Here is a 19,522-nt window from a genome sequence, read left to right as displayed (position 1 = left end):
GATCGGCGCCACACCTTCGCGACGCCCGTGCTGGAGCAATGCGCGACGCGTCGTGATAACGTTGCGCGCGACTTCGTCGCTCTCGCCACATATCTCGGCCATGCAGACATCCGGCATACCCACTGGTATCTGGAAGCCACCCCGGACCTCATGGCCGATATAGCGGGTGCTGCCGAGGCGCTGATCGCCGGGGAGGTCGCATGACGCCGATCGCCCCGCTCATCACCAGCTTCATGCGCGAGCACATGCCGCAGCAGCGCGGCTACAGTCCGCACTCCTGCGACACCTGTGCGTACAGCTTCCAGCTGTTGTTCGCCTTCGCCTTCGCCGCGCAGCGCCTGCACACGCGCCCCTCTCTGCTCAAGCTCGAGCAGATTGATGCAGACATGGTGGTCGCGTTCTTGCATCAGATCGAACATGACCGCGGCAATAGTCCGGCGACTCGCAACCTGCGGCTCGCCGCAATCAAGTCGTTCATGCGCTACGTCGAGCTGCGGCATCCCAGCGCCTTGGAGCAGGTCGCCCAGATCAATGCGATCCCAGGCGAGCGTCATGACCAGAAGCTCATCCGCCACCTGACCATGGACATATCCGCGCCGTGCTCAATGTTACCGACGCGACGACACGCCTCGGACTACGGGATCGGGCGATGTTGCATCTGTGCTTCGCCGGCGGCCTGCGCGTCTCCGAGTTGATCGGCCTCACCCTGGAGAACGTCACGCTGCAACCGAGGCCAAGCATCCTGGTGTTCGGCAAGGGCCGGCGCGAACGCAGCCTTCCGCTCTGGAAGGAAACCGCGCGTGACCTGCGCGCTTGGCTATCAGTACGAGGAAAGCCGCCAGCGACAGAGCTGTTCGTCAACGCCCAAGGGATGGCGATGACCCGCGCCGGCTTTGAGTATATCCTCGAAAAGCACGCAAAGGCCGCCGCGGCGCGATGCCCGACCCTGAGCGGCCGCACGCTATCGCCACACCTTCTGCGGGACAGTTGTGCGGTTCTGATGTTGCAGGCCACACGCGACATCCGCAAGGTCGCGCTCTGGCTTGGCCACGCCGATATCCGCACGACCGAAGTGTACCTGCGGATGGATCCGTCCGAAAAACTTGAAGCCGTCGAAGCGCTGCTGCCGCCGGCGCTTCGACGCGGTCGGTTCAAGGCGCCCGACGCATTGATTGCGTCGCTGATGGCCGATGTGCGCACGGCGCCGACGTGATCGTGAGCGGGCCGGGTGGTCATCATAGCAGCGCTGCCCGACTGGAGCCGGGTGGTTCTCCGGGCGTGCCGCGATGTCCTGCGACCGACGGGCCTTGCTGGGCGGATCTGCCCGAGATGCGGTCTGCGACCCGGCCTGTTCCCCGCAACAGCGTGTCGGCGATCTTCTTCCCCGCGGCTGCGCCGCTCCTCGCGCAGCAACAAGATCGCCGCACGCCGTCCTCCGCATGCGCTGCGGCCTGACGGTGCGGGTCGGCCGTCCCGGGGCTATCGATCGCCACAAGGCCGCGAGTCGCGGACTTGAACACAGCACAGGAGATCCATCATGTCCCAGATCGGTTCGTTCACCCGCAGCAACGATGGCACCTACACCGGCACCATCAAGACGTTCGCGATCGATGCCAAGGCGCGCATCGTCCCCAGCGATCCCGCCTCCACCAGCGATAAGGCGCCAGACCTGCGCGTGATCGTCTCAGGCGACGAGATCGGTGCCGCCTGGCGCCGGACCTCGAAGGACAACCGCTCCTACCACTCGGTCAAGCTCGACGATCCGTCCTTCACGGCGCCCATCTAAGCCAACCTCTTCGAAGGCGACGATGGCGAGTGTGCGCTGATCTGGTCGCGCTGACCGACACTGCGGCGTCTCGCAACATCGCGAGGCGCCGCAGACACCGGCCCGTCATTATGCGGAGCGACACAGCGGCAAAAGCGCTGGAAAACCGGGGTTGCCAGCCAACGACTCCGCATAATCCCGCCTACGCATAATCCGCCCGGCCCACATAGACGCGGTGGCTGGGAGCGTTCTCGTTTGAGCGGTTGGCCTCGGCGACGATGCGGACGCCCCTGGCCTGCAAGCTCAGCGTGACGATCTCGCCCTGGAAATCCGAGCCGACCTTCCTGAAAGAACCGATGCTAGCCATGTGACTTCTCCTTGAGTTGTTTCGAGCCCCGCGACTACCGCGGCCTCAATGGCGATCTAAAGGCCGAAGACGATCGGCGACGCACCCGCTTCTTCCCGCGGGCCGAAGCGTATGCGGAGGACGCCGGCGGGAAGACTTTCTTGTCTCGCGAGGAATGGGCGCAGCCCAGGGGAAGAAAGTCTCAATCGACGGCGTTGCGGCTCAGGCGATCGAGGCGCAGCCGGTCTTCGGCCAGATCAAGCCAACGAAGCGAGTTGCGTCCGAGCGCTGAACACAGACTTAAGCGGGAAAAGACGTGGCAGACCTCGCTTTCCAGCACAAGAAGGCGACCGGTTTCGAAGTAGAGAAAGAAAGAAAGAAAGAGCATGCGGGAAAAGGCGACATTGCCGTTGGGCAACAACCACAACCGACAGCGTCGAACGCTCATGAAGGGCCGAACGACGCCGGCCCGGTATGACCTAGCGCTGCAAGGCTGCCGCATTTTAAGAGCAGACTCGATGAAGCGCTTTTCCGCCCTTGAGAAACCGAATAGGCACCCGTAAGCGATGAGCAAAGAACTATTGCTCGCGTATCGAGGCCATCAGAACCGGTCGATGCAGATTTGCCCGCCTCGCTCGTTCACTCAAATTGCGGCGGGCCGTACCTCGTTCGGCGTGAGGACGCGACCGACCGGCCGATCGTCATTCAATCGCGATCGGTCTTGGCGATCTGGTGCCGAGCTCGCGGGTTACCGTCGAAGCGGGGAAGGGCATGGTCGCGATCCGTCATTGGGATGTCCACGCTCAATAAGGACAGTTATCCGAAAAGGCAGTCGCGGACGATCTTGCGCCGCGGAGCGATGGTGGAGCGAAGCTTACTCCTCGGTCTCATGCGACCGTGAAGCTCTACACCACCGGGACGTCCTGCGAATGACGCGGGGTCCGCGTTTGATCGGGTGTGTCGATGGTTAGGCTACCGCTCGCAGCGCGCGACACGCAGGTACATAGCTTGCCGTTCGTCGCCCGCTCTTCACCGCTGAAGAAGACGTCACGATGATCGACCTCAGCCGACGCCTCCAGGATCGGCAACACGCAAAGACCGCATTCTCCGCGCCGGCAACCAAAGATCATGTCGACGCCGGCATCTTCAAGCGCCTCTAGCAGGGAACGATGGGCAGGGACGTCAATTTCCAGGCCCAATCGGGGAATCCTGATCCTGAACGGCGCGTCCGCGAACTTACCGGCATTGCCAAACGTCTCGTAGCGGAGCTGTGCCGCAGGCCTGCCCGCTTCGCGCCACACGCGCTTGGCCGCCTCCAACATGCCGAATGGCCCACACACATAGAGCTCGCCGCGCGGATCGAGCCGGGCGATCTCGCCGGCGATATCGATGCGCTGTCCCTCTTCATTGACGAAGAACTGAAGTCGTTCGCCGATATAGCGGGCAAGCTCGTCCGCGAGTGCCAGATCGCTGCGGCTACGCGCAGCATAGAGCAGGCGAAAATTCGCGTCCGTTTGCTTCAGCGCCAGCGCCATTGTGTAGATCGGCGTGATGCCGATGCCGCCGGCCAGCAGCAAATAGTCCGGCCGGCCGTAGCTCAGTTCGAAGCTATTTCGCGGCTCGAAAATTGTGAGCGGTTCGCCCGCCTTGAGGCGCCACATGCCGACCGACCCGCCCCGGCCGGAAGCGACCCGCTTGACGGCGATGCGATAGAGCCCGTCCCCGCCAGGTCCCACCAACGAATAGCTACGAAGCTGGGGCCGCCCGTCGATCGGCACGAGAACGTCGATGTGACTGCCAGGCGTTACCTTAGCTGACGGGTAGTCCGGCTCGATCTCGAAGAGGCGGACGTCAGGAGTAAGATCACGCGTGGCGCGAAGACGTGCAGCAATTGGTTCCATCGGCTTGGCCATGACTTTTTGCTCACTCGGCCGCAAGGTTTGCGATCACGCGGTCCTGCTCGTCGGCCACCATCTGGTCGATCAGCCGCCGTGCCCAGAGTGCGCCCGCATCGATGTTGAGATCGTAGAAGGGCGAACGCGGGTTCTTGTCAATGGCCGCCTGTTGCGCTTCCAAGATCCTGTGATCCTGATCGTAAACGCCTGCCCCGCCGTTGACATGGGCGAGCTGGAGCTCTCTCGTCAGTTGCGGATCATCTTTTCGATAATTTCGGACAAAGTTCCAGAAATAGTGGCAGGTCGTCTCAGTTTCGGGCGTGATCGCCGCCAAGAACGCGCCGCTGACGCCCTGCGAGCGATCGCCTTGGGGCGCGCCCGTATTTGTCAGCGCCACACCGACGTCGCCAACGACGACCGACGGAGCCTGGAACGTCACGATCTGCCAGCGATCGACGCGGCCTGGCCGTGCAAGCTGACGGCCCCAGAACGGGGGCGGCTCGATGTCGATCATCCAGCGCATCATCGTCGCCGCGTTGTCCGTGTGGGTCACATCGAAGGGCGCAGCCGTGATTGCCTCGTCCCCGATGCTGCCGGCGTGCACGTAGGTCTCGTGCGTGAGGTCCATGAGGTTGTCGACCACCAGGCGATAGTCGCATTTCAACTGATAGAACGTGCCACCCTCCCCGACCCAGTGTGTGCCGTCGTTCCAGTGAAAATCCGGAATTTTGGCGGGGTCCGCCTGCGCAGGATCGCCGGGCCAGAGCCAGACGAGGCGATGCCGCTCAGCGACCGGATAGGCACGCACGCAGGCCGACGGATTGATCGTCTTCTGTGCAGGCATGTAGGAGCAGCGGCCGGCCGAATTGAAAACCAGCCCGTGATAGCCGCACATAACGTCATCGCCCTTGAGATGCCCCAGCGACAACGGCAGCAGCCGGTGCCAACACGCATCCTCAAGCGCCGCGATGGCGCCGTCCGTGCGGCGATAGAGCACGATGTTCTTGCCGCAGATGGTGCGGGCGGAAAGCTCGCGGGCGATCTCGTGGGACCATGCAGCCGCGTACCAGGCATTGAGCGGAAAGGGTTTTGGTGCGTTCACGGTGCAGCTATCTCCATGATTTAGTCGATGGTCGCGGGCTTGCCGTCTTAACTCCCATTTTCGAGCAGATTGCGTTGGCAATAGCCATCGGACAATCGGACAGAGTTGATATCCCTTATCTACACTTTCGATATCGCGGCTTGGGCCACGCGAGGAGGATGTTTAAGGAGATGGCAAAGGGTTCCAGTGACCGGCTGCGACATGGCGAAGAGGCGCGCGGCCGCCTGGGGCGAACGAGCCAGCGGCTTATTGTGCGTAACCTTGGGCGATGGGGCAGGATCCGATCGAGGCAAGTTGAGAAATCGCAGCGCCTCGTCTGCGACGTCGCGGAAATGGAGAAGCCCGCAGCTTTCGCGGATGACGTCGAGCAGGTGGCCATGTTGACCCGTTGCGGCGTCCATCCACTTGCCGGCTTGCCCCTTAGGCGAGGCTATCAGTCGGACGAACATGGAGCGCCCTCGGGTATTGCGGGCATCACCGACCATCCAGTAGCTGCCTTGGCGCCGGCCCTTCGAGAGATAGTAGCGGCACACCGCCTCGGCTTCGTGCGCAAGACGATGTGCCAGATCGTGCGGGTGGCGTCCCATCATTCGGCCCCCGCTCGGTCCCCCAGTCGAACAGATAGTGCTCCAGCACTTTAGTGCGGATCCCAGCTCCGATCCTATTTGCGCGGATGAACACGTGCAGCTTCCAGGAGATTATCTCGCAAAAGAGGCCGTAAACCTTGAGACGGCTCCGCATCGTGACATTGAACCCGGAGAGTTCAATTCGATGGACATCCATCACATGTACGCAATGGCACTGGAGGCCTTCTGCGACCTTGAAAACGCTCCGCCAGTCATTGATTGCCGCAGACGCGACGTCGGCCGTCATTGCCGACACATCGGACTCGTCGAAAGCAGCCACTCCGTCGACGTCAGGGTCTAGCCATTCCACAATGTGCCTGATGCGCGAAAGCCTCTTGCATCGTCGATCGGCGCGTAGCGCGGCGTGGGTTGTAAAAAGGACGACTTCAGTGAGCCGGATCCGGATTGGCGAGCCTAGGCGGGACCGTGGGAAATGCCTGATGAGCAGCCGCTCTATATTCAGTCTGAACTCGTCACGCTACGCATCTTCGGTCGATTTGCCCGACTTGTTAGTCCAGACGCTGGACCGCTGTCCGACTGCCCAATTGTCGATCAAGATGCAGCCAACGCAGTGCTGCGTCGACAACTGCTCAAGGGACTGACTATCTTCGCAGCTGTGTGTATGGATCGTGAGAGCCACGTAGCTTTTCGAAAGCATCGGCAACATGGAAATCGGCGATCCTCAGTTGCCCGGGTTAACCGATCCATATTTGCGAAGGGACTGGACGGCTGCCGCCTCGCAGGCCTCCTTGGCCGTTTTCCAAACCCAAAAGCCGGTCGCGGCCATGAGATTGAAACCAGGTCCTATGGCGCATCCCAACATCGCGTCGTAGCGACCGCGGAGGCGTATAGTGTGTAGTGCCGTGCGGCGCCGGTGACTCCATGAAGTACGGCATGCATCTCCGAAGCGCAGGTGACTTTCGTGCTTGCGGCGCCGCAGTCATACTCTTATCGACGCGGCTGGCGCTCGCTGCCAGCGCAGTGGAAGCCATCGTGCAAGCGGTACGACAGAGACCTCTTATCGTGTTTCGATAACGCTGCTGCATCGCTAAAGACGGCGGGCGCTTCTAGTGAGCCGAAACAGCGAATACCAAGAAAATCGTTACGAACTTCGGTCCGATCGATTTCAAGATAATCGATCCGCATGCACCGCAAACCGCTGCCAGCCCCTTCCGGAGATCATGCCGTTGAACACCTGCATAGCCACGCCCGGCATCCAGCACGAGTACCAACTTCGGAGTGAGCGATGAAATTGTGATTGACCGGACGGCAACCCAAGGCTGCGGCACGCTATTCAAGGAGGATGGCTAAGCATGAGACGAAGGTAACTTCCTGTGGGAGCGTTGGATATCTAAGGTTTAAAAGGCATATACGAAGGTTTGTAATGCCTTGTTACGACTGTGCTTATTTCAGCGGCCGACGTAGAAAGCGCTTAGGAACACCTGTCAGGGTCGGATAAATTACTGTATTTTTTGTCTGATCATTAATCTATCCCGCCAGAAGGCCGGACGGCTACAGACATGTTTAACCAGCTTACCACGTTGGAACGTTCAGGAACGCAGTTTATCTTGGGTAGCATTACTCAAGCGGCGGTGACGCTGGCTTCTTTGTATATTCACAGCCCTTTCGCGGCCACGGCATTCGCTTATCTGGTGGTGATCTTGCTGTTTGCGCTGATGGGCAGCTTCATCGCATCGCTGGTCCTTTCTATCCTCTCCGTCGCTACCTTAGCCTACGTGTTCACGCCGCCCACGTTCAGTCCTCGGATCGACGATCCCCAGGACCTTTTGGTGGTTGTCGCTTTCCTTACTGCGTCAATCGTCGGAACGCACCTGATAGGAAAAATTCGTCACAAAGGGGAATTTGCGCGTGAGACCGCAGCCAAGCTACGGCACAGTGCGGCCGATCTGCATACTCGCGAGAAACTGTGGCGGGCGATCTTTGAGCATAACCCGGCCATGTACTTCATGGTTGATGAAGCCGGGACGGTCCTGAACGTCAATACTTTCGGAGCGACTCAACTCGGTTATACGCCAGTCGAACTAATCGGCCTATCCGTACTGCAGGTCTTTCCGAAAAACGATCATGAGCTCGTTAGCAAATGCATTGGGAGTTGTCTTACAGATATCGGCCAGGCGCGCACCTGGGACATCCAAAAAATCAGAAAGGATGGCTCGGTGCTGTGGGTACGCGAAAACGCCAAAGCCATGCTGTGGGCCGAAGACAAGCCCATCGTCCTCATTGCCTGCGAAGATATCACTGAGCAAAAGCGGACAGAACTTGCGCTGCAGCGAAGCGAAGCCCATTTGGCACAGGCGCAGGAATTGAGTCACACCGGCAGCTTCGGCTGGAACGCCGCCGGCGAGGTCTTTTGGTCGAAGGAGAATTTCCGGCTTTTCGGATACGATCCAGACGTCAAACCGACACCGCAACACGTCCTTGACCGCACCCACCCAGAGGATAAGGCTTCCGTCCAGGAGACGTTGGATCGAGCATCGCGAGGCGAGGACTTCGAGCACGAATACCGACTGCTGATGCCCGACGGATCAATAAAGCACATTCACGCACTAGCACGGGCCACGAGAACAGCATCTGGCGATGTCGAGTTTGTCGGGGCGGCGATCGACATCACAGCAGCGAAGCAGACGGAACGGCGACTACGCCGTAGCGAGGCCTATCTCGCCGACGCGCAGCAGCTCAGTCGCACAGGCACTTGGGCCTGGGACTGCCAGCGTCGCTGTTTTGCATATCGCTCCGTCGAAGTCAGTCGTTTGTTTGGCTTCGATCCGGAAGAGCCCGTGACGCTTGAGGCCATCCGTTCCCGTATTCATCCAGATGATTTGCCGCTGCAGCAGGAAGTGCAACGTCGGGCTATTGAACAGAAATCAGGGAACTTCGAATATGATTTTCGGATCTGTCTTCCCGATGGCGCGATACGGCACATACATGCCATTGCGCACGCCGTGTTGGGAAGCGATGGCTCGACCGTCGAGCTCATCGGAACGCATATCGATATCACTGAGCAACACGCAGCCAGGGAAAGGTTAGAAAACACCCTTGCTGCGCTACGTGAGAGCGAGCAACGTTTCCGTGACTACGCGGAAACTGCTTCCGATTGGCTATGGGAGACCGGGCCAGACCACCGGCTCACCTTATCGGAGCACACGAGCGCTACGGGCCTCTTGGCCACAGGGGCCATTGGCCTGCCTCGCTGGGAAATTGCGTGCGACGTTGAAGAAGAACCGGAGAAGTGGCGGCAGCATCGGGCGAGACTCAACGCACATCTCCCATTTCGCGATCTGATCTATCGCACCATCAGCGCGACTGGGACGGCAATTTACTTCCGGACCAGTGGCAAGCCTTTTTTTGATGAAAGTGGCAACTTTCGCGGCTACCGTGGCGTCGCCACCGACATCACGGCAAAAATTCGCGCAGATCAGGCAGAACAAGAGCTGCGGAAGGCACAGGCAGATCTTGCGCATGTTACGCGCGTGACCACGCTGGGGGAACTAACAGCCTCAATCGCCCACGAGGTAAACCAGCCGCTTGCGGCCATTATCAGCAACGCCGATGCGTGCCTCGGCTGGATAGGCCGCGAAACTCCGGATGTTGCCGGCGCGCGCCGATCAGTAGAGTGGATCATCGAGGATGCGATGCGGGCAAATGAGGTCATCCGCAGGGTCCGCACGCTTGCGAAGAAAGGTGATATCGAGAGGGTAGCGCTCGACATCAATGAGGTCGTGAACGAGGCCATCGCGTTGGTGACACGTGAGCTGGTTAATCACCAAGTGACCCTGCGAACTGAGCTGGCGCCAACACTTCCCACGATCCTCGGTGACCGGGTTCAGCTGCAACAGGTGATCATCAATCTGGTGATGAACGGAATCGAGGCGATGCAAGCAGTTGACGACCGTACGCGCGAACTGGTGGTTCAATCATCAAAGGACAATAACGGCCGCGTGCAGCTCTCTGTGAGTGATTGCGGGGGCGGAATCGCTGAGGATGATAGGGTCCGCATCTTAGATCCGTTTTTCACCACCAAATCAACTGGCCTTGGAATGGGTCTGTCGATCTGTCGTTCGATCATAGAAGCTCATGGAGGCCGCCTATCGATCGTCCGCAAGCAAGAGCCGGGCGCGACCTTTCGATTTGCCTTGCCGGTCGCGCCCTGATTGGGAGCTTTGAGTATCGGCGCGATCGCAAAAAGCTGATGGCCCGACAGGTTTATGTCTTTATGCTTCAAGCGAACGCATCGATGCATCGAAGCGAATCTTTTGCAGTGGGAGGTTCAGATGCCGTCCAATTCGGATCGGCCCATAATGCCGCTCAGCGACCGGATAGGCACGCACGCAGGCCGACGGATTGATCGTCTTCTGTGCAGGCATGTAGGAGCAGCGGCCCGCCGAATTGAAGACCAGCCCGTGATAGCCGCACATAACGTCATCGCCCTTGAGATGCCCCAGCGACAACGGCAGCAGCCGGTGCCAACACGCATCCTCCAGCGCTGCGATGGCGCCGTCCGTGCGGCGATAGAGCACGATGTTCTTGCCGCAGATGGTGCGGGCGGAAAGCTCGCGGGCGATCTCGTGGGACCATGCAGCCGCGTACCAGGCATTGAGCGGAAAGGGTTTTGGTGCGTTCACGGTGCAGCTATCTCCATGATTTAGTCGATGGTCGCGGGCTTGCCGTCTTAACTCCCATTTTCGAGCAGATTGCGTTGGCAATAGCCATCGGACAATCGGACAGAGTTGATATCCCTTATCTACTCTTTCGATATGGCGGCTTGGGCCACGCGAGGAGGATGTTTAAGGAGATGGCGAAAGATTGGGATCCACTCGCGATTGATTTTGCCGCGATCCGTACCTTGCGCTTGGTGTCGGAACTGGGTTCGTTTTCGAAAGCCGCCGAAGTGCTCGGTACGAACCAATCGACGATCAGCTACACGATGGACCGGCTACGCGCGGCGTTCCACGACAAGCTGTTCGTGCGCCAGCGCGGCGGTATCGCGCCAACGCCCCGCTGCGTCGAGATCGTCGAGTGTGCCAGCCGCCTGCTTGAGGGCTTTGAGGGCCTCATGCAGCCGACGGATTTTGATCCCGCCAGAGCGTCCGGGCGGGTCACGATCGCCTGCAACTATTACGAACGCTCGATGATTCTGCCGCGTACAATCGCCGAGATTAGGCGCCTAGCGCCGCGCCTGGTGCTGGAGATCAAGGCGGCACGCGCCAAAGGCATCGCATATCTCAAACGCGGCGAAGCCGATCTTCTCCTCGGCCCCTACGACGTGCAGGAGGACAGCCTCTATCATCGCAATCTGCTGGATGACCACTACGTGTGCGTCATGCACCGCGGCCATCCGCTCGCCGGCAGAAGGCTGCGCGTCGACGACTATGTCAAGGCGAGCCATGCCGTCGTCACCTATGGCGGCACCTGGCGCTCAGGCTACCTCAGAGAGCTCGATGAACGCGGTCTGTCGCTCAACCGGGTAGTCACGGTACCGAGCATCTCAGATCTCACCCACATTCTCCCCGGCACGGATCTGATCTCGACGGTGCCAAGCCGCATCGCTTCGAACATCGCCAAATCCGTCATAGCAACGTCATGTCCTTTCCCCGAACCGTTTCAGATCGGGATGACCTGGACGTCCCGGACGCATCATTCCGCCGCCCACCGGTGGCTGCGGCAACTCATGGTCCGAATTGCCGGCGCTCTGCCGTACAAGGCGGCTCTCGCCGCGCCGTCTGGGCGCACCCGCGGCGGTGCCAATTCCAGAGCTTGAATTGGCTGCCTGCCGGCACGTCGGTCTCTCCGCTCCTTTCGAATTTGACGACCCCTCCTCTATTCTCACTAAGCCGCCGACTCGCCGACGGCCCTGCACGACTAAGTCGGTTTCCGGCAGTCCGATCAGATGAGGCGGCTTCGTTAAGTTCCAATCGGACGAGCTCTGGCCGTCCTGCAACGCGGATCGGAACGAGAAAACCGAGGTTGCCGGTGCCATGCTGTCGGCTTCAAAGAGAGTTGCTTCCGCGCGGATCGAGCGCGCGCACCAAGCTTACTGCTCGGTCTTGCCCGGCGACGACGAAACGAACCTGTGGCCTTCGCCGTCTTCGTCATCGAACATATTCGAAAGAGCAAGTTACACGAATCTATCAAGTATGATGTTTTTGGTAGATTTGACATGAGGCTTTCCTGCGCGTAAGCACCGAAGATGTTTTTTGACAGTGGGCCAGCAGATGGGTTTGGCAGACGATGAATCGTGCCGTGGCCGCGGACACAGCCAGCAAGGCGAGTGCGGCTTGAACTCCTCTTTCCATCGGCTGCTCGCGGATTACGTGGAGTATCATCGCGCCCCCTGGAATTGCGCGATGCACGTCTTCGGCATCCTGTTCTTGTTTCTGGCTGTCAGTCTTCCGCTCAGCCGTTGGGTCATCACACTATTCGGGATCCACATCAGCGTGGCGGCCATCGCGCTCGCGCCTGTGCTGATCCTTTGGTTCGTGCTCGACTTCGAGCTTGGCGCCGCGATCCTTGGCGCTGTGATCGCATTGCTTGGAGCTGCGGCCGTGATCCTCAAGCATGTGACGACCGTCGGGATGTGGTCGCTTACTGCCGCCCTGATTGTGCTCGGCGTTGCGTCGCTGATCATTGGGCACTCGGTGTTCGAGCGCCGGCGGCCGGCAATGGTCGACAATCCTAGCCATCTATTGGTCGGACCCATGTTTGTCATGGCGAAGTTGGTTGTCGCGCTCGGCTTTCGGCACGATCTCGGCGTCATCGTCGGGAAGCGTCGCCAGGCGCCTTTCCGGTGAACATATTTTCTCGCTACCGTCGCTTCGCGAGGGTCAATTTGAATGTTTTGGATTTTTGTGCGCAGCTCGATGAAGGTGGGGATGCCGGCCTCTAGACTTCCCGACGGACGCCTGCGTAACTCGTTGAATCTATTTTGATGAGTTCAGCCAAGCAGGGCTCCAACCACGACTCGACCTGATCTATCCATGACGCAAGAGGTCGGCATAAAGTCGGCGATGCGTGCGATACCCCCCTCATCGATCTGGGCATAGATTTCGATGTCGTCGAGCCGGTGCGCCACCAGGAAGGCGGTTCGCACCTCGAGGCCGACCGCGAGCGTCTGGCGATATGATGGTCTGGCCGGTGAGTGAGCTTGCGCTTTGATCTTGGGTATCGTGGTATATTCAAGACACATCGTGGCGCGCAGCATTAAGCTTCGAAGTGATCATCGTCCATGGCAGCAGCATCCTCATCGCGCCAGCGATCGATCCCGGTCAGGGCGAGGACCGCGCATGGTCGAGCGGAGCGATGGCACGAGCCAACTGGAGCCTTGTTGGCCTTCGCCCCATTGATTTTCGCGTTGAAGATCTTCAGGGTGCCGGCAGCTGCTTAAGGATCAACTTACACAGCATGGTTCCGATCGAACGAGCTGACCAAAATCAGGAGAACAGGCCGACCGGAATAAGTCGCGCGCACTTCGGCTCCTGCGGCCACTTTTCCTTCCACAGCACGAGTTCGTTGTTACGATGGACGCCAAGATGCTCCCCCGGAAGACACATTCGTCTCCCATCGCGGAGGCAAAATAGCGAAGTCGGTGTCGCTATTCGCTGCAACATAATTCTCCCATCTCACTTTTCTGCCTGTCGGCTCAGAACAATGTCGCCCCGCCCGAGTAGATCGGCCGGGGCAACGAGGAAGGTGAGGGCTTCAGCCTGATCTGGTCCCGTCCCAGCCGTCGCAACGGCGACTGACCCGATCCACTCGCCCGGCTCGTCCGGGCGGGGCATTACCTTGCGCAGGAGCCGGTCGCGATCTTGCGGCAGCGTCGCACTCCGACTATGCGAGCTTCGCAGGACGGACGCACCGATTCCCTCAAGGAGTTTTAGTCGAAAGTAACAGAGGGCGCGTCATCATGCTTGAGGTGTCGCTTTCGGACATTGTAACTCACCAGCCAGATCACGCCGACCGCGATCGGCACGAAGGCTGCGGTCAAGAACGAGGGCTCTACTCGCAGTCCGACATCATGCGCGCCCTTGGCAAGATAACTAAACAGGCTGACCACATAATATCCGATCGCCCCAACCGACAATCCTTCGACCGTGCACTGCAGCCGAAGTTGCTGTCTCGCGCGCTCGTTGATTGCCTGCAACAGGTCACGATTCTGTCGTTCGATTTCGACGTCGACCCGGGTTCGCAACAAATCGGCGGTTCGCGCGAGCTTGACCGACAAAGTTGCCTGGCGATCCTCCACAGTTGCGCAGGTTCGCATCGCCGGCGCCATCCGGCGTGCCAGAAACGACGACCAGGTTGGATAGCCCGAGACATCGTTGCCTTCGATGATGGATAGTCGCGATTGGACCAGCTCGTTATAGGCCCTGCTGGCGCCGAATCGAAACAGGCTGCCAGTCGCCCCTCTTTCGAAGGAGGCGGCCAGAGCCGTCAGCTCGGCAAGCAGATGGTTGTTGAACTGCAGCCCCTCACCGGTTTGCATTTTCTCGAGCGCCTCTACAAGACGGCGGTCGATGCGATCAACAGATGGTGCAAGCTCAAGGGCCGCCGACAGGCCAAGCAGCGCCAATGGACGGTAGGTCTCGATTTCCAGAAGCCGTTGCACCAGCGCTCCGAGATCGTGCGACGTCAACCCGAGGTCGCAGACGAGGATTTTCGTGAAGCCTTTTTCGTCTACGCGGAAGTCTGAAGCGGCAACTGCTGCGCCGCTCTTTGTGGCGACCATGGCCAGGCTGTTCTTGTCAAAAATCTGTTCGGCCCTCCTGGTCGGCGAGGCGTCCCGCTCCACTTCTAGCCTGATCGCGACCAGCAACTGTCCGGTCTGACGTAACGCGCGGATCAGCGATCGGACGGTGCCATCAACTTTGTTAAAATGGTCTGCGGCAGAACAATTTGCGTTAGTCCAGATCCACGTGAAGGTTGTAAATTCCGAATGCTGCTCCCAGCGTAGCGTAGCGGGCCCGATGACAATCTGATGAAGTTTCGCCGATTGCTCAGGCGGCGTAAGATTGCGCTCCAGGCAAAAATCGATAAAACGGCAGCGATCGCTTGTGGCCGCCTCGCCCTGTGCAAGAAACGCGAAGTGGATCACGCTGAAGGGCGAAACAAGGCGCGTGAAGGGGCGCGCGTGCACTTCGCCGAGCACAGCGTCGCGTTGCGGATGTGGCGTGAAGGTTCGCAGATCCAGTTCATCGATCATGTATTGACGCCTCCCTTCAGAGTGAGCAGGCAACCGTCAGCCTTGACGCGGGAGGCAATGGCGGTGCTGGGAAACGGTTGCGCGCGGCTAGCTTGCTGATCGAGTCATGTCGATGATCACTACCGAGGCCGCCCTGAACTCGGGAAAGAGGTCTTGCGGGAGGAAGGTCAGGCCAGGCAGATTGAGATGGTGCCGCCTCATCCAGCTTTCGAATGACGCCAGGCGCTCTTCTGAAAGCAGTTGTCCGGTGGGATGACCGATGCCGCGCGAGGCCGTGGCAAGCAGGAACGTCTTCCGTTCTCCCAGCGTGGTGCAGATAAACGACTTCCGGTGCGGCAACCGCATTGTCGATTGACGGATCGAGGCCCAAACTCGGCTCCCATGTTTTGCCGGCGCCAGACCTCCTGGCGCCGAGAGCCGGTGCAGGATTTGGGCCAGCACTATAGAAGGGGCACTCTCGCGTCTTTTTTGCGCAATGTGGCTTTCGAAGACAGGCGGAGGCGGTTCAGACATGAGGGCGCTTGTATTCTCACAGAATGCGCACGTGGCACAGGCCACAGTGAAGGGGTTGTTTTCGGCAAGGTGATCGCTCACCCGGACGCTGCCATTGTTTGAGCGGCCACGCTCTGGTTGGATTTGTCGATGCAGAGCCATGCGAGTGACCCCGCGCGCCCACCGGGCAAGGCTCGGCGATGGCTGATAACGTCACGTCGCGTGAGGTTGACTGGATCAAGCATAGAGCCTCTCCTGCAGCGCAAGCGTTGCGGCTCGACCGGTTGTCGCAGCGAGGCAGACCCTATTCCGTTCATGCCGTGTTCGGACCAGCGTGCGCACAGCGGCATCAAATGTGACTTGGCCAAAGAACGCAGGTTAGCTTGAGTCCATTCGTTGCTCTGACCCGCACACGGACGGGCGCACTTCGTCTGTCCAGACCCGGCGGGCCGGTCTCGGCAACCGCGCAATGCACTCGCGCTGCATCATCTGCCGATTCTTGCTCGCAAAATTCGAAAATACCAGGTCGCCCCTATCTGGCCTGCTTAGAGCCCGTAAAGACCCGCTTTGGTGGCTTGCCGTGGCGCTTTTCCCTCACTGTCGTCGCATCTTGAACACCGTGTGAGGGCCTGAACGACGCACAAGACGCACTGAGTGGCTAGAATGCCTCGTCTTCCAATTCTCCTCGCTCCAGAAATGCCAGCCCGTATACTCAGAGTACTGGTACGACGCTTGCTAAGGATGAACCGAAGTTTCGCCTTCATAGGCAGATTTGCCATGCGAGGCGGCCCGCCAGATCGGCTCCTTAACAAGTAGGTGACTTATATGTCCGGTGTCGCCGGTGTATTTCTCTGCGCTTCAAGCGAACCATCGCCGCGCGTTGTTGATCAGCTAAAGAAAATGATTCCGACACTTGCACTCCGTGGGCAAGCAGGTGTCGTGGTCTCCGCCTTCATGCAAGAGCGTGGGATCCGATGCGGAAGGGCGTTTCAATCGAACGACAATTCAGTGCGCATTGACTGCATCGAACAGGAGCCGCGCCTTCGGCCTCATGTCGCAATCGCCCAGATCCGTAGCAGATCCTGTGGAACTGGGGGTGACGGCGATGTGCAGTCAATTCCTAGCCGCCATTTTGCAATTTCTCTGGATGGCGCCTTGGTGAACGCCCGTGAACTCAGGAGCGAATTACGCGCTCAGGGCCAACTGATAGCTCCCAACACAGACACCGAGCTCTTGCTGAGGTGGATTGAACGATCTTGCGAACAAGAATATTGGCGTCACGGCTTGCCCGCAGACTACGAAGCTATCTTTCGCGAGCTTGATGATCGTATCGATGGTGCCATTACCGCGCTTTTGCTAGATAAGAACGGAGATCTTGTTGCATACCGCAATCGAAGCGGCTTGCGACCATTGGAGACTATGCGGACAAACGATGGATTGTTGCTCTTTGCTTCTGAAACTTGTGCCTTCGCTGGCTTGGAAGGTAAGATCCAGCAGCTCTCGGCTGGGAGCATACAGCGCGTGGATGCTAAGACGGGCGGCAGCGTTGACCACCCCCTGAACAGCCGAGGATGTAAGGCCAAACTCTGCGCCTACGAGACTCTCTATTTGGGAAGTCCGAACACGTCGGTCGAAGGCCATTCACATCGCCAGACTCGTTACAACATCGGGCTCGCCTTGGGGAGAATTGTTGCGGAGCGAGTTCAAGCAGAGCCATTCTTGATGCCGCCAATCGTGTCCTCCATGCCAAATACTGGGGGGCCGTACGCCGACGGTCTGTTTGACTCTCTCGCCGAACAGGGCGTTCTCGCCGAGCGCCGTGACGCAGTGGCAACGCAATTTCCTGAGCGAACGCTCCTGGGCAAACCCAGGGCCCGGCAATCTCGCATTGCTCAGAAGTATCGAGTGTCGGAACCTGCCGTCGCTAAGCGGACGATAATAGTTGTCGACGAGGCCCTCATTCGAGGCGATACCAGCCAAGCCGTCACAACGATGCTCCTTGCCGCTGGAGCCAAGGCCGTACATTGGGCGATTGGTTCGCCGCCTATAGTTGCTCCAAACTACTACGGCATGGGTATTGATACGCTAGATGAGCTCGCATTCTGGCAGGCATTGAAGCGGTTGCCGCCCGAACTGCGCGCCCAGTGCCTTAGCTTTCACAGGATGGACCCGCCAGCCCTCAGACTCATTGAAAGCAACATTGCGACGGCGATCCAAGCAGCAACAATAACTTATCTGCCTTTCCGCGCCCTAGTATCCATATTGGCCAACAGGCTAGAGGGCATCGATTTGTCCCCCTTCACGTTGGAGATGCCCACCCCCGCTGGACGGCAGCGCGCGGCCAGAAACTTGGCAGCGTTGCTGGCGGCTTTTCCCGTCAATCCCCGTCTGAGGTCAGGATCATGAAGCCCGCGCTCGTATTTGACTGGAACGGAACACTGCTCGATGACACGTACGCGCTGCTCGAAACGACCAATGTCATTTTGGACCGCTTTGGTCGTCCGAGCATCGATATAAAGACCTTTCGAGATCATTGTGATGTTCCCCTCTCTCGTCTCTACCTTAGCCTTGGAATGTCGCGCGAAGAGATTGGGGCAGTGGAGCGTGACGATGGCGCACTGTTTCACGACTTATACGAGCCTCTTGCGGACAAGGCCGATCTACGTGAGGGGGCGCGCAGAGTGCTCGAGATAGCGCGACGACAATCCGCTCTACTCATCATCCTCAGCAACCACATAGTCGCGCCTCTACAGTCCCAGCTGAGGAGGCTTGGAGTAGATCACTACATCACCGATGTGCTCGCTTTTGAAAGCCGCGCCACGCAATACAAATCGATGAGCAAAGGAGAGCGACTTCGGCTTTATATGCAAAGCTACGACCTGAAGCCCGCATCAACCTTCATCATCGGCGATATGCCCGTGGAGACTGATATTGCACGTAATCTCGGTCTGACAAGCATATCCATTACCGGAGGATTTGTTTCGACCTCGCGCCTGCAAGCCGCGCGTCCAGATTACACGATCAACAACCATCACGAGCTGCTGCCCATCCTGCAAAGCCGTGGCTACTTTTCGGAATGCTAAGTCATGAGCAAGGGACCATCAGCAAGCGCGGCTCCCAGACTGATCAAGCAGAGCGTAGGGCTTATCGGAGCGGGGCGCATGGGAACAGGTATAGGCATCAGCCTGCTGCGTCAGCAACGCGAACTCCACATCAAAGTCAACAAGAACCGCTTCGGTGCTGATCGCCTGACAGGTGCAGGGGCCCGCGAGCATACGTCGATCGCTGAGTTGGCGCAGCATGTAAGTGTGGTGGTGTTGTCCTTACCGTCCAGCCGCGAAGTTGAGACGGTGTGCCTCGATCACGACGGACTGTTTGATCACATGTGCCGAGGAGGTTTGATAATTGATTGTACGACCTCGTACCCCGCATCGACCATTGCGTTGGCGAAAACGGCCCAAAGACGAGGTCTAAGTTTTATTGATGCTCCAGTAACACGAAGCCCCGAGCAAGCAGAGCTCGGCCTTCTCAATGCGATGGTTGGATCGGATGCAACACTCTTTCCAGTCGCCGAACGCATTCTTGCTGCGTTTTGCGAGACGATTATGCATGTTGGAGATGTCGGACACGGCCACAAGCTCAAGCTTGTTTACAACAGCATGACTATGGGCATAGCTGCGGTCGCCGCCGAGGTCTGCCAATTCGCGGATGGTCTTCAGATAGATCTTGTAACGCTACGCTCTTTGGTCAGTCGGGGCTCTACGAACAGTGGAATATTCCAAGCCTTCGCCGCCTTTTTGCTGGGAGAGAAACCAGATGCACTGGCAATCTCGATTGCAAATGCTGCAAAGGACATCGAATGTGCTGTGCGCCTAGCGCGCGAGAGTGCCGTTTCCGTGCCGGTCCTGGATGCTGCCGCCCATGAATTCAAGCTCTCGGTTGTCGCAGGCAAAGGTGAACTGACCCTACCACATTTGGCCCGGCCATAAACGCTTCGTATGACTCCATGCGGGCCATTTTTTTCCACCACCCCGTGGTGTCCCCTGGAATCCCTCGGCATCGAGACCGATGATCACGGC

General features: G+C 59.0%; 17 protein-coding genes and 3 pseudogenes. 10 read left to right on the top strand and 10 right to left on the bottom strand.

The features are described 5' to 3' along the window. Positions 1–27 precede the first annotated feature (27 nt). The 4 genes from GPL20_RS39485 to GPL20_RS12005 all read left to right on the top strand — a co-directional run bounded on the left by GPL20_RS39485 (position 28) and on the right by GPL20_RS12005 (position 1,786). Positions 28–204, top strand: coding sequence for a site-specific integrase (locus tag GPL20_RS39485; protein ID WP_246250386.1), 177 nt, complete (start codon positions 28–30; stop codon positions 202–204). After that, positions 201–695 carry a site-specific integrase gene (locus tag GPL20_RS40135; protein ID WP_309143196.1) on the top strand — a complete coding sequence of 165 codons (495 nt, stop codon included), beginning with the start codon at positions 201–203 and terminating at the stop codon, positions 693–695. The genes GPL20_RS39485 and GPL20_RS40135 overlap by 4 nt, the downstream gene beginning before the upstream one ends. Further along, entirely contained in the window at positions 650–1,213 is a 564-nt protein-coding gene (locus GPL20_RS40130) for a tyrosine-type recombinase/integrase (protein WP_309143195.1), read from the top strand. Before GPL20_RS40135 ends, GPL20_RS40130 begins: the two co-directional genes overlap by 46 nt. A 324-nt stretch (positions 1,214–1,537) precedes the next feature. Then, positions 1,538–1,786 (top strand): DUF736 domain-containing protein, encoded by a 249-nt coding sequence (locus tag GPL20_RS12005; RefSeq protein WP_157329687.1) that lies wholly within the window; start codon positions 1,538–1,540, stop codon positions 1,784–1,786. Between the two features lie 190 nt (positions 1,787–1,976). On the opposite strand, the pseudogene GPL20_RS12000 reads toward GPL20_RS12005, so the two are convergent. From GPL20_RS12000 to GPL20_RS40295, 6 genes and pseudogenes are all read right to left on the bottom strand, one after another. Beyond that, positions 1,977–2,132: pseudogene (locus GPL20_RS12000) on the bottom strand (DUF736 family protein); the annotation flags it as partial. A 181-nt stretch (positions 2,133–2,313) separates the two neighbouring features. Next, complete coding sequence (locus GPL20_RS11995; RefSeq protein WP_157329686.1) at positions 2,314–2,529, bottom strand: hypothetical protein; 216 nt, start codon at positions 2,527–2,529, stop codon at positions 2,314–2,316. A gap of 487 nt (positions 2,530–3,016) precedes the next feature. Further along, on the bottom strand, positions 3,017–4,024 hold the full coding sequence (locus tag GPL20_RS11990) for a PDR/VanB family oxidoreductase (RefSeq protein WP_157329685.1): 1,008 nt from the start codon (positions 4,022–4,024) through the stop codon (positions 3,017–3,019). Between the two features lie 10 nt (positions 4,025–4,034). Beyond that, positions 4,035–5,108, bottom strand: a complete 1,074-nt coding sequence (locus tag GPL20_RS11985) for an aromatic ring-hydroxylating dioxygenase subunit alpha (protein ID WP_254124925.1) — start codon at positions 5,106–5,108, stop codon at positions 4,035–4,037. Between the two features lie 176 nt (positions 5,109–5,284). Continuing rightward, positions 5,285–5,695: pseudogene (locus GPL20_RS11980) on the bottom strand (DNA primase); the annotation flags it as partial. Continuing rightward, the gene (locus GPL20_RS40295) at positions 5,583–6,134 is read right to left on the bottom strand and encodes a strawberry notch-like NTP hydrolase domain-containing protein (RefSeq protein WP_373568188.1); all 552 of its coding nucleotides are present in this window, start codon (positions 6,132–6,134) and stop codon (positions 5,583–5,585) included. The gene GPL20_RS40295 and the pseudogene GPL20_RS11980, both read right to left, overlap by 113 nt. Positions 6,135–7,254: 1,120 nt before the next feature. Here GPL20_RS40295 and GPL20_RS11970 point away from each other — a divergent pair. Then, the gene (locus GPL20_RS11970; RefSeq protein WP_157329683.1) at positions 7,255–9,906 is read left to right on the top strand and encodes a PAS domain S-box protein; all 2,652 of its coding nucleotides are present in this window, start codon (positions 7,255–7,257) and stop codon (positions 9,904–9,906) included. 147 nt (positions 9,907–10,053) lie between these two features. Here GPL20_RS11970 and GPL20_RS39480 read toward each other — a convergent pair. Continuing rightward, positions 10,054–10,377 (bottom strand): annotated as a pseudogene (locus tag GPL20_RS39480) (Rieske 2Fe-2S domain-containing protein); the annotation flags it as partial. 158 nt (positions 10,378–10,535) lie between these two features. Here GPL20_RS39480 and GPL20_RS11960 point away from each other — a divergent pair. Beyond that, positions 10,536–11,513: a LysR family transcriptional regulator gene (locus GPL20_RS11960; RefSeq protein ID WP_157329681.1), complete on the top strand. Its 978-nt coding sequence runs from the start codon at positions 10,536–10,538 to the stop codon at positions 11,511–11,513. 442 nt (positions 11,514–11,955) lie between these two features. Further along, entirely contained in the window at positions 11,956–12,543 is a 588-nt protein-coding gene (locus GPL20_RS11955; protein ID WP_254124923.1) for an Mpo1 family 2-hydroxy fatty acid dioxygenase, read from the top strand. 143 nt (positions 12,544–12,686) lie between these two features. On the opposite strand, the gene GPL20_RS11950 is transcribed toward GPL20_RS11955, so the two are convergent. From GPL20_RS11950 to GPL20_RS11940, 3 genes are all read right to left on the bottom strand, one after another. After that, positions 12,687–12,953 (bottom strand): hypothetical protein, encoded by a 267-nt coding sequence (locus GPL20_RS11950; protein WP_157329680.1) that lies wholly within the window; start codon positions 12,951–12,953, stop codon positions 12,687–12,689. Positions 12,954–13,625: 672 nt separating this feature from the next. Beyond that, positions 13,626–14,951 (bottom strand): DUF3422 family protein, encoded by a 1,326-nt coding sequence (locus GPL20_RS11945; RefSeq protein WP_157329679.1) that lies wholly within the window; start codon positions 14,949–14,951, stop codon positions 13,626–13,628. Between the two features lie 87 nt (positions 14,952–15,038). Further along, positions 15,039–15,392, bottom strand: a complete 354-nt coding sequence (locus GPL20_RS11940) for a hypothetical protein (RefSeq protein ID WP_157329678.1) — start codon at positions 15,390–15,392, stop codon at positions 15,039–15,041. An 876-nt stretch (positions 15,393–16,268) separates the two neighbouring features. Here GPL20_RS11940 and GPL20_RS11935 point away from each other — a divergent pair. Genes GPL20_RS11935 through GPL20_RS11925 form a run of 3 tightly spaced genes read left to right on the top strand, consistent with a single transcriptional unit; the run spans position 16,269 to position 19,432 of the window. Further along, positions 16,269–17,849 (top strand): amidophosphoribosyltransferase, encoded by a 1,581-nt coding sequence (locus GPL20_RS11935; protein ID WP_246250372.1) that lies wholly within the window; start codon positions 16,269–16,271, stop codon positions 17,847–17,849. Further along, the gene (locus GPL20_RS11930) at positions 17,846–18,526 is read left to right on the top strand and encodes an HAD family hydrolase (protein ID WP_157329677.1); all 681 of its coding nucleotides are present in this window, start codon (positions 17,846–17,848) and stop codon (positions 18,524–18,526) included. The genes GPL20_RS11935 and GPL20_RS11930 overlap by 4 nt, the downstream gene beginning before the upstream one ends. 3 nt (positions 18,527–18,529) lie before the next feature. Then, entirely contained in the window at positions 18,530–19,432 is a 903-nt protein-coding gene (locus GPL20_RS11925; protein ID WP_157329676.1) for an NAD(P)-dependent oxidoreductase, read from the top strand. Positions 19,433–19,522 lie beyond the last annotated feature (90 nt).

It is taken from the genome of Bradyrhizobium cajani (assembly GCF_009759665.1).
Classification (GTDB): Bacteria; Pseudomonadota; Alphaproteobacteria; order Rhizobiales; family Xanthobacteraceae; genus Bradyrhizobium; species Bradyrhizobium cajani.
This window is presented reverse-complemented; position numbering and strand designations above follow the sequence as displayed.

Coding starts and splice junctions, on each gene's coding strand:
- GPL20_RS40135 (WP_309143196.1), top strand. CDS start 201: ATGACGCCGATCGCCCCGCTCATCACCAGCTTCATGCGCGAGCACATG.
- GPL20_RS11990 (WP_157329685.1), bottom strand. CDS start 4,024: ATGGCCAAGCCGATGGAACCAATTGCTGCACGTCTTCGCGCCACGCGT.
- GPL20_RS11925 (WP_157329676.1), top strand. CDS start 18,530: ATGAGCAAGGGACCATCAGCAAGCGCGGCTCCCAGACTGATCAAGCAG.
- GPL20_RS11970 (WP_157329683.1), top strand. CDS start 7,255: ATGTTTAACCAGCTTACCACGTTGGAACGTTCAGGAACGCAGTTTATC.
- GPL20_RS11930 (WP_157329677.1), top strand. CDS start 17,846: ATGAAGCCCGCGCTCGTATTTGACTGGAACGGAACACTGCTCGATGAC.
- GPL20_RS11935 (WP_246250372.1), top strand. CDS start 16,269: ATGTCCGGTGTCGCCGGTGTATTTCTCTGCGCTTCAAGCGAACCATCG.
- GPL20_RS11960 (WP_157329681.1), top strand. CDS start 10,536: ATGTTTAAGGAGATGGCGAAAGATTGGGATCCACTCGCGATTGATTTT.
- GPL20_RS11945 (WP_157329679.1), bottom strand. CDS start 14,951: ATGATCGATGAACTGGATCTGCGAACCTTCACGCCACATCCGCAACGC.
- GPL20_RS11950 (WP_157329680.1), bottom strand. CDS start 12,953: ATGCTGCGCGCCACGATGTGTCTTGAATATACCACGATACCCAAGATC.
- GPL20_RS40130 (WP_309143195.1), top strand. CDS start 650: ATGTTGCATCTGTGCTTCGCCGGCGGCCTGCGCGTCTCCGAGTTGATC.
- GPL20_RS12005 (WP_157329687.1), top strand. CDS start 1,538: ATGTCCCAGATCGGTTCGTTCACCCGCAGCAACGATGGCACCTACACC.